The sequence below is a fragment of the Vreelandella sp. 2A-K22 genome (assembly GCF_054065485.1).
The window spans coordinates 83400-97486 of the sequence record NZ_JBSUGC010000016.1 but is presented as its reverse complement, the minus strand read 5'-3'; the positions used below and the strand labels follow the sequence as shown (position 1 = coordinate 97486).

At 57.7% G+C, this 14087-nt stretch carries 11 protein-coding genes; 9 read left to right on the top strand and 2 right to left on the bottom strand.

Annotated features, from left to right (window positions below; genetic code table 11):
* Window positions 1-75: 75 nt before the first annotated feature.
* Window positions 76-3021, top strand: coding sequence for an RNA polymerase-associated protein RapA (gene rapA / locus ACW17M_RS20150; protein ID WP_027958784.1), 2946 nt, complete (start codon window positions 76-78; stop codon window positions 3019-3021).
* Here the strand turns inward: rapA and ACW17M_RS20145 are convergent.
* Window positions 3018-3920, bottom strand: coding sequence for a TIGR01777 family oxidoreductase (locus ACW17M_RS20145; RefSeq protein ID WP_457548008.1), 903 nt, complete (start codon window positions 3918-3920; stop codon window positions 3018-3020). The genes rapA and ACW17M_RS20145 overlap by 4 nt on opposite strands.
* Before the next feature lie 492 nt (window positions 3921-4412).
* Here ACW17M_RS20145 and ACW17M_RS20140 point away from each other — a divergent pair, with 492 nt between their 5' ends.
* From ACW17M_RS20140 to ACW17M_RS20105, 8 genes are all read left to right on the top strand, one after another.
* On the top strand, window positions 4413-5333 hold the full coding sequence (locus ACW17M_RS20140) for a MerR family transcriptional regulator (protein ID WP_027958781.1): 921 nt from the start codon (window positions 4413-4415) through the stop codon (window positions 5331-5333).
* A gap of 86 nt (window positions 5334-5419) precedes the next feature.
* Entirely contained in the window at window positions 5420-6832 is a 1413-nt protein-coding gene (gene phrB, locus ACW17M_RS20135) for a deoxyribodipyrimidine photo-lyase (RefSeq protein ID WP_101148326.1), read from the top strand.
* A gap of 31 nt (window positions 6833-6863) precedes the next feature.
* Complete coding sequence (locus tag ACW17M_RS20130; protein WP_022520889.1) at window positions 6864-7295, top strand: nuclear transport factor 2 family protein; 432 nt, start codon at window positions 6864-6866, stop codon at window positions 7293-7295.
* Between the two features lie 36 nt (window positions 7296-7331).
* Window positions 7332-8117, top strand: a complete 786-nt coding sequence (locus ACW17M_RS20125) for an SDR family NAD(P)-dependent oxidoreductase (protein ID WP_022520890.1) — start codon at window positions 7332-7334, stop codon at window positions 8115-8117.
* Window positions 8114-9481, top strand: coding sequence for an NAD(P)/FAD-dependent oxidoreductase (locus ACW17M_RS20120; protein ID WP_009288161.1), 1368 nt, complete (start codon window positions 8114-8116; stop codon window positions 9479-9481). The genes ACW17M_RS20125 and ACW17M_RS20120 overlap by 4 nt, the downstream gene beginning before the upstream one ends.
* On the top strand, window positions 9481-10278 hold the full coding sequence (locus ACW17M_RS20115) for a DUF1365 domain-containing protein (RefSeq protein ID WP_457548007.1): 798 nt from the start codon (window positions 9481-9483) through the stop codon (window positions 10276-10278). The genes ACW17M_RS20120 and ACW17M_RS20115 overlap by 1 nt, the downstream gene beginning before the upstream one ends.
* Window positions 10275-11543: an SAM-dependent methyltransferase gene (locus ACW17M_RS20110; protein ID WP_233974755.1), complete on the top strand. Its 1269-nt coding sequence runs from the start codon at window positions 10275-10277 to the stop codon at window positions 11541-11543. The genes ACW17M_RS20115 and ACW17M_RS20110 overlap by 4 nt, the downstream gene beginning before the upstream one ends.
* On the top strand, window positions 11544-12053 hold the full coding sequence (locus tag ACW17M_RS20105) for a DUF2878 domain-containing protein (protein ID WP_022520893.1): 510 nt from the start codon (window positions 11544-11546) through the stop codon (window positions 12051-12053).
* Here ACW17M_RS20105 and ACW17M_RS20100 read toward each other — a convergent pair.
* A complete protein-coding gene (locus ACW17M_RS20100) occupies window positions 12031-13872 on the bottom strand; it encodes a putative bifunctional diguanylate cyclase/phosphodiesterase (RefSeq protein ID WP_022520894.1) in 1842 nt (613 codons plus the stop codon). The genes ACW17M_RS20105 and ACW17M_RS20100 overlap by 23 nt on opposite strands.
* Window positions 13873-14087: the final 215 nt, after the last annotated feature.

Genomic DNA, 14087 nt, shown 5'->3' with positions numbered 1-14087 from the left:
AATCCCCCGCCCTGTTGCTGCCGGCGCTCACTACCGGCGGCAGTCGACCCGTTTTGCAGACTCTCCCGAGGCATCATGAGCGATTTTTCTCCCGGCCAACGCTGGATTAGCGACGGCGAAGCCGAGCTTGGGCTCGGTACCGTGCTTAACTGCGACGCCCGTAGCGTTACCATTTTGTTCAGTGCCAGTCAGGAAACCCGTACCTACAACACCCGCCAAGCCCCGCTGACCCGCGTTATGTTCGGCAGCGGCGACCGCGTACTCTCTGCTGACGGCTGGCAGATCGTTGTCGATGACAGCAAAGAGTCCAACGGCCTGATCACCTATATCGGTGAAGACAAGGAAGGCAATCTGCGCGAGCTGCCCGAGGCCAAACTCGCCGATACCATGCAGTTCGACCAGGCTCGCGACCGCCTGCTGACCGGCCAGGTCGATCGCAACGACTGGTTTGATTTGCGCTTTCGTACCCTGCACCACTATCAACGTATCGAGCAGCACAGCGCGCTGGGCTTTTCTGGGCCGCGCATCGACCTGATACCCCATCAGCTCTACATTGCCAATGAAGTTGCCAACCGCCATGCACCTCGGGTACTGCTGGCGGACGAAGTGGGCCTGGGTAAAACCATTGAAGCTGGCCTGATTCTGCACCGCCTACTGCTCAATGGCCGCGTTGAGCGGGCGCTGATTCTGGTACCCGACAGCCTCACTCACCAGTGGCTGGTCGAGCTGCTGCGACGCTTTTCGCTCAACGTCTCGCTACTGGATGAAACCCAGAGCCAGGCCCACGGCAGCGCCAACCCCTTTGAGAGCGCCCAGCTGGTGCTAGCGAGCCAGGGCTGGCTATTTGCCAACCCTCAGCGTCAAGAGCAGGCACTGGCCAGCCAGTTCGACCTGCTGATTGTTGACGAAGCGCACCACCTCGACTGGAGTGAAGAAGGCAGCGGCCCCGGCTATCGGTGCGTCGAACAGCTTTCGGCGGTGATTCCCGGCCTGCTGCTGCTCACCGCGACCCCCGAACAGATGGGTATCAAGAGCCACTTTGCCCGCCTGCGGTTGCTGGATAGCGAGCGCTACCACGATCTTGAGCGCTTCAAAGCCGAAGAGAGCCACTACACCGAAGTGGCCCGCGCCATCGACGCCTTGGAGGCACTGCCTGACGACCCTAGCGCCCGTACCGACGTCTCTGCGGTAGCCGATGACCGCGACAGCCAGGCGCTGCTGGCCATCCTGTGCAACCCGGAGGCAAGCAAAGCGCAGCAGGACACCGCTCGCGACCAGCTGAGCGAAGCGCTGCTGGATCGCCACGGTACCGGTCGAGTGATGTTCCGCAACAGCCGCCGTCACGTAGGAGGCTTCCCGGAGCGGCGCTTAAACCTGGCACCGTTAGCGCTGCCTTCGGCCTACCGTCGCGTGGTGCGCCGCTTAGAGCGCGACGACGACTACCTCGACGAGCTGTTGATCGAGACCGGCATGGATCACCCCGACGTGCTGATCTACCCCGACGCGGCCTACCGCGAGCTCAGCAATGATCCCCTCAATGGCGAAGACTGGTGGCACATCGACCCGCGGGTTAACTGGCTACTGGAAAAGCTTAGCGACGACAGTGAGAGCGGCTTCGCCAACGAAAAAGTCCTGGTCATTGCCCACCACCGGGAAACCGCTGAAGGCCTTGCTGAAGGGCTACGGGTGCTGGGCGGCTACCACGCTCCGGTGTTCCACGAAGACCTCTCCCTGATCGAGCGTGACCGCGCGGCGGCGGCGTTTGCCGATGAGGATGAGGGCGTACAGGTGCTGGTCTGCTCGGAAATTGGCTCGGAGGGGCGCAACTTCCAGTTCTGCCGCCACCTAGTCATGTTCGATATGCCCCAGCACCCAGATCAGCTCGAACAGCGCATTGGCCGCCTGGATCGCATCGGTCAACGCCACGCTATTGAGCTGCATATTCCTACTTTTGAGGGCAGCCCCGGCGAGCGTCTGCTGCGTTGGTACCACGAAGGTATGGATGCGTTCAGTGCCCCCCATGGGGTCGGCAACGAGCTGTTTGATGCCTTTGGTGACGCCCTGGCTGATGCCTTGCTGGATGATGAGGCACTTGACGAGATCATCGCCGAAACCCGCACGATGTTTAGCGCCAAGCTGGCGGAGCACGATGCGGGCCGCAACCGACTGCTGGAGCTCAACGCCTGCCGCCCCGCCCGCGCTCAGCAGGTGATCGACGCGGTGCGCGAGCTTGACGATGACGCCGCCCTGCCGCGCTATCTTGAGCGAGCGTTGGATATTTTCGGCGTGGATAGCCAGGAGATCGGCAAGGGCTTAATGCACCTGCAGCCCAGCCAACATATGCTGGATGGCCTGCCGGGCCTGGTTAAAGGTGAAGAGGGCTTTACCGCCACCTACAGCCGCTCCCAGGCGCTGGCCCGTGACGATGTGCAGCGGCTCTCCTGGGAACACCCACTGCTGCGTGAAATGATGGGTCGGGTGCTGGATGGCACCATGGGCAACTCGGCGCTGGCTCTGCTGCGCCACGACGCCATTCCCAGCGGCCGCTTGATGGCCGAGCTGGTGTTTCGCACTCACTGCCCGGCACCCAAGAAGCTGCACCTTAACCGCTTCCTGCCACCCACCGCGGTGCGTTTGCTGCTGGATGAATCGGGCGCCAACCTGACCAGCAAGATCTCCTTCACCGGCTTGGGCAAAAACCTGCAGAAGGTCAACAAGTCGCTGGCGCGGGATTTGATCAAGAGCCGTCACGACCAGCTGCGTGAACTGCTAACGCAGGGTGAAGGCGAAGCCGAGCGCCAGTTGCCCAGCATCGTCGAGAACGCCGAAGCGCGTATGCGCACTCAGTTGGACGCCGAGATTGCCCGCTTAACCGCCCTGGCTGAGCACAACCCGGCGGTGCGCAGTGCGGAAATCGACGCGCTAAAAGATGAGCGCAAGGCACTTAGCGAAGCCATTGAAAACACCCGCCTGCGGCTGGACTCAGTACGGGTGATTATCACCGTTGATGCCGACCGCTAAAGGATCGCCTCAAGCGCCTTGTCCAGGGTGGGGTATTGGAAGCTAAACCCTGCCTCTTCCAGGCGCACGGGGCGCATATCTGCTCCGGTCAGCAGTAACCGCGACATTTCTCCAAAGCCCGCTTTTAATACAAAAGCGGGTACTGGGAAAATGGCCGGGCGATTGAGGTGACTGGCCAGGGTTTTAGTGAAGGTGGCATTAGTCACTGGATGCGGGGCACAGCCATTGAAGGCACCGCTCAAGCCCTCTTGATTGATGAGAAACAGGATCGCCGCGACTAAATCGTCGCGGTGGATCCACGGCATAAACTGCTCGCCGCTGCCAAAGCGGCCACCCACCCCCCACTTAAACGGCGGCAGCATCTTCTCCAGGCTGCCTCCACCCGCCTCTAGCACTAGGCCAATGCGCACAATCGCCAGCCGCACGCCCATGGCCTCAATAGGCTTAGCGGCTGCCTCCCACTGTTTGCACAGCCGATGGGCAAACTCATCGTTAGGCATGGTCTTCTCAGTCACCACGCGCTTGCCCTGATCGCCGTAGTAGCCCATCGCTGAACCCGATACCATCACCTTGGGCAGCGGCTGGCCGTTAGCTTTGAGCTGCTCGCAAAGCGCCACCAACTGCTCGGTCGCCGCCACCCGGGAGTTAATCAGCTTGGCTTTCTGCTCATCGCTCCAGCGCTTGGCGGCAATCGGCTCACCGGCCAGGTTAACCAAGGCGTCCGGCGGCGATTCAATAAACGCCTGGGCGCTATCGCGAATGTCACAATTGTTCGGCAAACGATCCCGCACTTGGTGAGGCGAGCGGGAGACCACCTGCACCTCGTGACCCTGTTCAACTAACTGCCGGCATAGTCGCTGGCCGACAAAGCCGCTGCCTCCGGTGATTAATACACGCATGGGGTTTTGCTCCTGTTGGTGGCATCGTTGAAATCCTGCATAGCCGCCTAGCCGACACTTACCTATCAGGCTAGTTCACGCGGCCGGCAGGCGCACAATGATGATCAAAAGCGCTGCTTATCGCTGGCGCTATGCGCAGCCATCAACTACTTGCGCACATGATTTCTTATACAATGCAAGTGGCCTGGCTCTGTGCGGCGACAGCTTCCGCGACGGCCGCGTTGAGGATGCTTGGCTATCCGGCCACCGTTTAGGAAAGGCGCTAATAGGCCGGTCGGTTCAATAAAGAGCGAGCTTAAATGATTAAGAAGGATTCTTATAAAGGTTGTACCGGGTAGCGACAAGTTGTACAAATGGGCATACAGTATCGTGCTAATGTTTAGTTTTTAAATCAGGCAACCTTTAAATGGAACATGAATCACCTTCGCCGCGGCGAACAATAACAAGCCCCTGCAGCGCCGCGCTGCAGTCAACGAAGAGGTACTGGCGCCCATGAGTCTTAAGGCGACCCACCCCCCCGATACGCCACTCTATCCGATACGCGAGGTTTCTCGCTTAACTGGGGTGAATTCGGTCACGCTTCGCGCCTGGGAACGACGTTACGGGCTAATTCGCCCCCAGCGCACTCCGAAAGGTCATCGTCTTTACGCTCAGGACGACATCACCCGCATCGAACGCATCCTGCAGTGGCTCAATCGTGGTGTGCCGGTCAGTCAAGTCGCCGACTTGCTTGACCAGCCAGAAACAATTGAAGCCCCGTCACCTGATGCCGGAGACTGGGCGAGCCAGCGCCAGCAGTTGCAAGCTATTATCGAAGCGTTGGATCTCGCCAAGCTGGAGGCGTTTTATCATCAGAGTTTGGCGCTCTACCCACTGAGCGTGGCCATTAATGAACTCTGGCAGCCAGTTATTTTGACCTTAGAAGCCAAGTGGGCCATTCAGGCAGACCAGCTTGTTCGCCGCACGTTGGAAGCCTTTCTGCGCAGCCAGGTGGGCATCCGCTTGCACTATGCCAATCAGGCTACCCGTGGCCCGCTGATTCTACTCAACGCCATGCCCGACGACCCCGGCCCGCTGTGGGTACTGATGTCGGCGCTAATGGCCAGCGAGCAGGGCTACCGGGTGCAGATGCTTGACCACTCGCTGCCGCTTGAGGATCTTCCCCAGGCAGTGGCGCGGCTGCACTCGTCCATGGTGCTGCTCTCTAGCGGTCAGCGGGAGAGCGATAGCTATATCAGCCAGGCGCTGCCTAAAGCGGCTGAGACGCTTAACGTACCCATCGGCGTATGCGGCGAAGTGGCTCGTCTGCGCGAAAACGATTTGCGCGATGGGCCAGTACACATGCTGGGCGATGACCTGCCTCAGGCGATTGCCCGGTTGCGCCCACTGTTACGCGAGTCTGGCGTACTCTAACCAGCGCGCCTTCATTCTGGCCGTTCGCCTTCGTGGCGACCGGCCATTTTTTTGTGTCGCAGGAGGCCCCTATGACCGGAAAGCCTATAAAGCATCAGTTGATATGGCTGCGCAGCGACCTGCGTATTGACGACAACAGTGCCCTCGCCGCCGCCGCGGTTAAGGGCCCTGTGATAGCGGTGTTTTTGCGCAGCATTCCTCAGTGGCAAGCGCATGGCCACGGCGCTAATAAGCTGGATTTTTGGGCGCGCGGCGTCGCTAGCGTCAAAACGGCGCTTAACGGTTTGAATATTCCGCTGCTGCATCGCGATATTGAACGTTATGACCAGGCACCCGAGGTGCTGCTTGAGATCGCTCGCGAATATGATGTTGAGCAGTTGCACTTCAATCACGAGTACGCGCTCAATGAGCGCCACCGCGACCAGGCTGTGCAAGACGCCTTCAAACAGGCCGGGATTACCGCACATGGCTACCACGATGCCATAGCGTTTGCCCCCGGCAGCCTGCTAACCGGGAAGGGCGACTACTACGGGGTATTTACACCGTTCTCCAAGGCGTGGCACAAGCAGGTCAGCGCTGATCAGTTGGCGCTGCGCGCGACGCCACAGGTACAAGCGGCGCTGGATATTCAAAGCGACCTGCTGCCTGAACTTCCCAAGCTTGATAGCTCCCCTATCGATGGGCAGCTGTGGCCAGCCGGTGAAAATGCCGCGGCGGATAACTTAGCGCGCTTCCTACGCTTTCGTGGTCGTCACTATAATGCCCAGCGCGACCTACCGAAGGTGCGCGGCACCAGTGAACTGTCGCCCTATCTAGCGCTAGGCATGATCTCCCATCGCCAATGTTTACAAGCGGTGATGAGCGAAAACGGCGGTCACTTAGCCGATGGCGATATCGGCCTTACTACCTGGGTCAACGAGCTGGTCTGGCGAGAATTTTATCAGCACGTAGCGGTGGGTTTTCCACAGGTGTGCCGCTACCAGCCCTTTCAGGAGCATACCAAGCAACTAGCTTGGCGTGACGATGACGAAGGCTTTCAGGCTTGGTGCGAGGGGCGTACGGGATATCCCATTGTTGATGCCGCCATGCGCCAATTAGTGAACACCGGCTGGATGCATAACCGACTGCGCATGATCACGGCGATGTTTTTAAGCAAACATCTACTGATTGATTGGCGACGCGGTGAAGCCTTTTTTATGCGCCACTTGATTGACGGTGAATTCTGCGCCAATAACGGCGGCTGGCAATGGGCGGCCTCTACGGGTACTGATGCTGCGCCCTACTTCCGTATTTTCAATCCCACCACCCAATCCACCCGTTTTGATGCGGACGGTGAGTTTATTGCCCACTGGCTGCCTGAGCTTGCCAAACTACCCGCCAAAGCGCGCCACGCGCCACCTCATGATCTGCTTAGCGACGTCGATTATCCAGCGCCTATTGTCGATCACAAGGCAGCACGTCAGCGCGCCTTAGAGGCATTTAAATCGCTCTCTAAATAAATCTGTTGTAGCAACTACTAGGGAGACCGTGATGGCTGAGCCTGCGGTATTAGAGGCCTTCTGCGCCTTTTTTAATAAACTAGACAATACCTGTACAGAAAAGCTATACGAGGTATATACTGAAAATATAATTTTTAGTGACCCGCTGCACCATATTGAAGGTCGCGACGCGTTAGCGCTTTATTTTTCAACCATGTATGAAAATGTCGAGCAGTGCCACTTCACTTACCACACTCGACAGTTACAGGGTCAGCAAGCATTTGTCACCTGGAGCATGACGTTTATTCATCCCCGATTGGCAGGTGGCCAGCCTGTCAATGTGGAAGGCTGTAGCGCACTTACCTTTGCCGCCGATGGGCGCGTGGAGCGTCATCGCGATTATTTTGATGCGGGCGCCATGCTTTACGAACATTTACCGCTGATGGGAAGCGCCATTCGCTGGTTAAAAAAACGCCTTGCCTAAGCGATAACATCACCGCAGGGCACCCGAGGAGGCTTAATGAGCACATGGAAAACGCCCCAACGCATTTGGTTAACCGGTGCCACCTCCGGCATTGGTGAAGCGCTTGCGCGTAAGCTCATCGCCCAAGGCCACCAGGTAGTGCTTAGCGCGCGCAGTGACGAAGCACTCGAAGCTCTGTGCCGGGGCCACCCCAATGCCCACCCTCTCCCGCTGGATATCAGCGACCGTCAAGCAGTGCTCAAGGCGGGTAACGACATCCGCGAGCAGCTCGGGGCGTTAAATTTGGCGCTCTTTAATGCCGGCACCTGCGAATATCTGAATGCTCAGCAGTTCGATATGGACTTAGTCGAGCGGGTTTTGAAGCCCAATCTATTCGGCACTTTGTACGGCGTCGAAGCCGCACTGCCGCTGTTGCGCGCGGCGCGCAAAGAGGGTCTCCTGGCTCGGTTAGCCGCCACCTCCAGCGCTTCAGCCTATTTACCGCTACCTCGTGCGGAAGCCTATGGGGCGTCTAAAGCCGCGGTAAGTTACTTTTTAGAGTCGCTGCGCTTAGACCTTGATCAGGAGGGCATTGAGGTCAGCCTGATCCACCCTGGCTTTGTGAAAACGCCGCTCACCGAACGTAATGACTTCCCTATGCCGATGCAGGTAACGGCAGAGCAAGCAGCTGATGCCATTATCGCGGGGCTGGTGAAGGGGCGGCTGGATATCCACTTTCCACGCCGGTTTACCTATCTGGTCAAATTGCTGGGCATTTTGCCCCCCACTGTGCGCCGTCAGATTGGCCTGCGCATGACCCGCAGCCAAAAGGAGTCGTCATGAGCGCCATGGCATCGCAAAGTTCTGGGGCATCACAACGTATTGCCATTGTTGGCAGCGGTATTAGCGGCATGGCAGCAGGCTGGTACCTCTCCGCCCAACATGACGTCACGCTGTTTGAAGCAGATTCACGCCTGGGAGGGCACACCGCCACCATGGACGTGAACGTTGCGGAAGACTCCTACGCTATTGATACCGGCTTTATTGTCTTTAACGACTGGACCTATCCGCACTTTCAGCGCCTTATGGCCACCCTGGGCGTCGCCTCACAAGCCACCGAAATGAGTTTCTCGGTACATGAAACAGCGCGGGATTTTGAGTACAACGGTCATACCTTGGGCTCGCTGTTTGCCCAACGACGCAATTTGTTTAATCCCTCTTTTTATCGCCTGCTGGGCGACATTCTGCGCTTTAACAAGCAGGCCACCAACGCGCTGGAGAGCCAACAGCTTCCCGAACATATAACCCTGGGTGAATACCTGGATCGCAACCACTACAACCGCGATTTTCAGCAGCGCTACTTACTGCCCATGGGGGCTGCCATCTGGTCGGCCAGCATCAGTGATTTACGCGCTTTCCCGCTGGCGTTTTTTGTGCGTTTTTTTCGCAATCACGGCCTGCTATCGGTCAACCATCGCCCCCAGTGGTACACCCTGGTGGGCGGTTCGAAAAGCTATATCCCCGGTCTGACGGCGCCCTATGCATCGCGTATTCACCTCAATACACCGGTCACCCGAATTACCCGCAACAGTACCGGCGTTAGTATCACCACGCCCTCCGGAACCCAGCGCTTTGACCAAGTAGTGCTCGCCTGCCACGCCGACCAGGCCCTGGCCATGCTGGGCGACGCCAGCGGCGACGAGAAAGCGATCCTCGGCGCCATGCCGTACCAGGATAACGAAGTGGTGCTACATACCGACACCGCCCTGCTGCCGCGGCGCAAGCGCGCCTGGGCAAGCTGGAATTACCGCCTGGATCAGCGCGATAGCGAAGCACGGGTATCGGTCACTTACGCTATGAATATCCTTCAACGGATAGAGAGCGACACCACTTTTTGCGTGACCCTGAACGACAGCGCCAGCATTGATCCAAACAAGGTGCTGGGCCGCTACACTTACGCACACCCCCAGTTCACCCTGGCTGGCCAGGCGGCTCAGGCACGACACGCCGACATTTCGTCTACGGCCCATCGCACCCACTTTTGCGGTGCTTACTGGCGTAACGGCTTCCACGAAGACGGCGTGTGGAGCGCACTGCGGGTGGCGCAAGCGTTAGGCTGTGATGAAGCCGCCCCGCCGCCTGCGCCACCTTCCGCGCTGCCTGCCCATGAGCTGCTAACGCCGCAAGGTGTCGAGGGGCTGAGTTGATGGCTAGCATGCTGACTGAAATGACAGCTGGGATAACCACCCAGCCACGCTCGCGTATTTATCGTGGCACCCTACGCCACCGGCGCTTTACGCCCAAATCCCACGCCTTTAGTTACCAGCTATGGATGGCCTGGCTGGATCTGGACGAGCTGCCCGAGCTGTTCGACAAAGTGCCCGGCTTTAGTACCCGTCGCCCTGCGCTGGCACGCTTTCGCCGCGAAGACTATCTGGGCCCGGTTGACCGCCCGCTAAAAACCGCCGTTCGCGAAGAGCTAATTCGGCAGTTGGGAAGTGCACCTAATGGCCGTATCTGCGTGCTTACCCAGCTGCGTACATTAGGCTGCATGTTTAATCCTATTTCCGTCTACTACGCCTACGACCATCTGGGGCGACTGACAGCCGTATTGAGTGAGGTCACCAACATGCCCTGGCGGGAACGCACCCGCTACGCCAGCGCGGTGGATCCCTCACGCCATAGTCACCAAGCGCATTTCGATAAAGACCTCCACGTCTCGCCGTTTAACCCCATGGAGATGACTTACCGTTGGAAGTTTAATGCACCCGGCGAAAAGCTCTTTCTGCATATGGAAAATTGGCAGGATCAGCAGTGCCATTTTGATGCCACGTTGACCCTTGACGCCTCACCCGCCACCCGCGGCACGTTGCTAAAAGCCTTGGCTCGCCAGCCATGGATGAGCCTGAAAACCATTGCGGGTATTCATTTTGAAGCACTTCGCCTGTGGCTGAAGCGCGTCCCCGTTTATAACCACCCCAAGCGCAAGGAGACTTCAAAGTGACGACCCTGCGTTCCACGCCCCCTAACCTTCAACCGGTTGCCGAAAGCCGCTTAACCAAGTGGCTAAAGCCACGCCTAATGGCCCAACTGGACACCTTTCGCGGCGGTCGTATCACCCTGATTGAAGGCGATCAGTGTCATCACTTAGGTCAACAAGGCCCGTTGCAAGTGACCGTGGTGATTCGCCACTCCCGTGCCTGGAAGCGCCTTGCCTTTGGCGGTACAGTGGGGGCTGCAGAATCGTACATGGACGGCGATTGGGACGCCGACGATCTGGTCACCCTGGTACGGCTGTTCGCTGCCAACCTTGAGCATGTGAATGGGAAAATGGAGAACGGCAGCGCTCGCATTGCCCGCTGGCTGCTGGGTGCCGCCTACCGCTTTCAGCGCAACAGCCTAACTGGCTCGAAACGCAATATTGCCGCCCACTACGATATTGGCAACGATCTGTTTTCGACGTTTTTAGATCGCCACCACTGGATGTATTCAAGCGCCGTGTTTCCCTATCCCGAAGCCAGCTTGGAAGAGGCCTCTACCTACAAGCTCGACTTGATGCTGGAAAAGCTCGATGTGCAGCCCGAGCATCACCTGCTAGAGATTGGCACTGGCTGGGGAGGGCTGGCGATTCATGCAGCCAAAACCCGTGGCTGCCGTGTCACCACAACCACCATTTCGGACGAGCAGCACGCCCATACAGCAAAACGCATCATGGAAGAGGGGCTGGAGGACAGAATCACCCTGCTTAAGCAGGATTACCGGGAATTGACCGGCCGCTATGACCGGCTCATTTCGGTAGAGATGATTGAAGCGGTGGGGCATCAGTACCTCGATACCTACCTCAACAAGCTGGATAGCCTGCTGACCGACGATGGGCAGGCCATGCTGCAAGCCATCACCATCCGCGATCAGCGCTTTGAAGAAGCTAAACGCGATATGGACTTTATCAAGCGCTACATTTTTCCTGGCGGCTTTCTTCCCTCGCACCACGCCATGTTAACCAGCGTTATGCGTAAAACGTCGCTGAACATCGTCGCGCTGGATGAAATTGGCCCGCATTACGCGCGCACATTACGCGAGTGGCGCCACCGCTTCGAAGCCAGCCTGGAGCAGGTGAGAACACTGGGCTACGACGAGCGCTTTATTCGCATGTGGCGTTACTACCTGTGCTACTGCGAGGGTGGTTTTATCGAGCGCTCCATCGGCACCTGCCACCTACTGCTGGCGAAACCCGCGGCGAAACCCCTTCCGCTCACAGGTGCGCTCTAAATGGTATCGTGCAAGTGGCAGACGCTGGTGTTGAATGCCCTGCGCTTTGAGGCTGGCTGGCTACTATGCGTACTCGGTGGTTCATGGGTAGCAGCCTTTGCAGGGGGCAGCCTGTTGGCCTGGCATCTATGGCGCTGCGCGTGGCCCGGAGAGTGGCGCTTTATCGCCGGATTTGCGCTGCTGGGACTAGTGATTGATGGAGGCTTGCAATTACTAGGTGGTTTCGATTTTAACGATCAAACGCTGGTGCTAGGGCTTCTGCCGCTATGGCTATGGATGCTCTGGCCGCTGTTTGCCACCCTGGTCTATCACTCACTGGCCTGGCTGTGGCGCTACCCGCTGCTAGCCGCGCTATGTGGTGCCATTAGTGGCCCACTCTCTTATTATGGCGGCGCACTACTGGCAGAGGTGACCCTGTCGGCTTGGTTACTGCCCGCTCAGGCGCTCGTTTGGGCGTTGCTTTGTGTGGGTATTAGCTATTTTAAGCCTATGAGGCAGAGGGGACGGTGACTGGTGCAGGCACCAGACGTTTTTCCAACTCAGCGGCGGCAAGCGGCCGAGCAAAGTAGAACCCCTGTACGGACGTGCACCCGGCATTAACCAAGAACTGACACTGCTCTTTGGTTTCAACACCTTCGGCAATCACTCCTAGCCCCATGCCTTCCGCCATCGCTAGCACCGCCTTAACAATCGAGGCGTCCGCCTGATCGTGCGGCAGCTCTTTAATGAAGGCCCGATCGAGTTTAATTTTGTCCACCGGCAAGCGCTTCAAATAGCCAAGCGACGAATAGCCCGTACCAAAGTCGTCGATGGCAATCGCAAAGCCTTGATCCCGTAGCGCCTGCAAGCGTGGCCCCATATCCCCCGCACGCTCGTCGAGTAGCACCGACTCCGTCAGCTCTAAGCCAATTTGCGAAGACTTCAGTTGGTAACGCTTTAGGCAGGTCGTCAGTTGGCTCTCCAGGTCACCTTGAAACAGCTGCAGTGCCGAAATATTGACCCAAATTGTTAGCTTGGGCATAGCACTATTACGCCAATGGGCCTGCTGGGCACAGGCTTTTTCGATCACCCAGGCGCCCAGTTGACTCATTAAACCATGCCTCTCGGCCAACGGAATAAAGTCGCCTGGGGAAATCATGCCATCCTTGGGATGGCGCCAACGCAGTAACGCCTCCATGCCCACCAGCTCGCCGCTGGCAGGGTCATGCTGGGTTTGATAATGCAGTTCCAACTGGTCACCGGAAATAAGCGCGGCGCGCAGGTCACTGACCAGCGCCAGTTGAGGATTATCCTGCTTATCCAGCGCCGGGCGAAAGCGCTGACTTAAGTTACGTCCTAGCCGTTTGGCGCTATAAAGCGCCGACTCTAAGCGCTGGAAGAGTACGCCGGAGTCGTTACCATCTTCAGGCACGCGACAGCTGCCAATCGTGAGCCCTAAGCGCAGCGAGTGGTCGTTAATTTCAAAGGGCCGACTCATATGCTCACGCAGGGTGGCTACCCACTGGTCGTGATCGTCAAAAGTGGTGGTACGGATTACCATAAACTCATCGCCGCCCAGGCGCCCTACCACGCTCCCTGCTACATAGCCTGTTAGCCGCTGGGCAAAACGTGCTAACAGCCGATCACCCTGCTCAACCCCCAGGCTATCGTTGACTGATTTCAAACCATCTATATCCACCAGCGCCATATCCAGGCTCTCACCTGCGCGTAAATGGCGCAGCCGAGAGGCAAGCAGATCATGGAGACGGCGACGGTTAGGCAGCCCAGTGAGAGGGTCCTCATAGCCGATACGGCGTAAATCGCGCTCACGAGCTTTTTGTGCCGAAATATCGGCAAACAAATTAATAAAATGGGTAATGTTGCCGCGTTTGTCGGTCACGGCACGGACTTTTAGCCACTCGGGGTACTCGTCGCCGTGTTTACGGCGGCTCCACATTTCACCTTCCCAGCGGCCGGTGCTTTTTAGCGTACTCCAAAACGTTTGATAAAAGGCTTTGTCATGGCGCGGGGCTGCCAGTGTCTCCAGCTTCAGCCCTTGAATCTCTTGGCTGGCATAGCCGGTAATTTCGGTAAATGCTGGGTTAACCACCATCACGCGATTTTGCGCATCGCTAATCACCATGGCATCGCTGGCAAGTCTTAACGTATCTTGCGACAGTCGCAGACGTAGCTGCTGTTGACGCACTTGTTTCCAGGCGTCCCACAGCCCAAGCGCGACCAGCGATGCTGCCACCAGACGTAGCATCGCATCAGGTATCCAAACACAGGCGGGAAGCGCCGTCAGTGCGACCCAAACTAACGGACGATTGAGTGAAACAGGAAGCCACATGGCGATTCGCTATACCCTATACAAATTAACTCAGATAAAAATTAGCGTTAGGTGCCATGCTGATCATGCCGCCTAATAAGTCACTTGGATACTCTATATTACGGCAATGGAACACTTATTGTGCATAATCGGTTATTAATGAGCCAAGCCGCTCACTTTTAGTGCTATCGGCCAACCCGCTAAAATCTCTAGTGATGGACGATAAATAGCCTGTT

What these genes read in the sequence shown, in the direction of transcription:
- rapA (WP_027958784.1), top strand. Translation starts at nt 76, where the DNA reads ATGAGCGATTTTTCTCCCGGCCAACGCTGGATTAGCGACGGCGAAGCC.
- ACW17M_RS20145 (WP_457548008.1), bottom strand. Translation starts at nt 3,920, where the DNA reads ATGCGTGTATTAATCACCGGAGGCAGCGGCTTTGTCGGCCAGCGACTA.
- ACW17M_RS20140 (WP_027958781.1), top strand. Translation starts at nt 4,413, where the DNA reads ATGAGTCTTAAGGCGACCCACCCCCCCGATACGCCACTCTATCCGATA.
- ACW17M_RS20130 (WP_022520889.1), top strand. Translation starts at nt 6,864, where the DNA reads ATGGCTGAGCCTGCGGTATTAGAGGCCTTCTGCGCCTTTTTTAATAAA.
- ACW17M_RS20125 (WP_022520890.1), top strand. Translation starts at nt 7,332, where the DNA reads ATGAGCACATGGAAAACGCCCCAACGCATTTGGTTAACCGGTGCCACC.
- ACW17M_RS20120 (WP_009288161.1), top strand. Translation starts at nt 8,114, where the DNA reads ATGAGCGCCATGGCATCGCAAAGTTCTGGGGCATCACAACGTATTGCC.
- ACW17M_RS20115 (WP_457548007.1), top strand. Translation starts at nt 9,481, where the DNA reads ATGGCTAGCATGCTGACTGAAATGACAGCTGGGATAACCACCCAGCCA.
- ACW17M_RS20105 (WP_022520893.1), top strand. Translation starts at nt 11,544, where the DNA reads ATGGTATCGTGCAAGTGGCAGACGCTGGTGTTGAATGCCCTGCGCTTT.
- ACW17M_RS20100 (WP_022520894.1), bottom strand. Translation starts at nt 13,872, where the DNA reads ATGTGGCTTCCTGTTTCACTCAATCGTCCGTTAGTTTGGGTCGCACTG.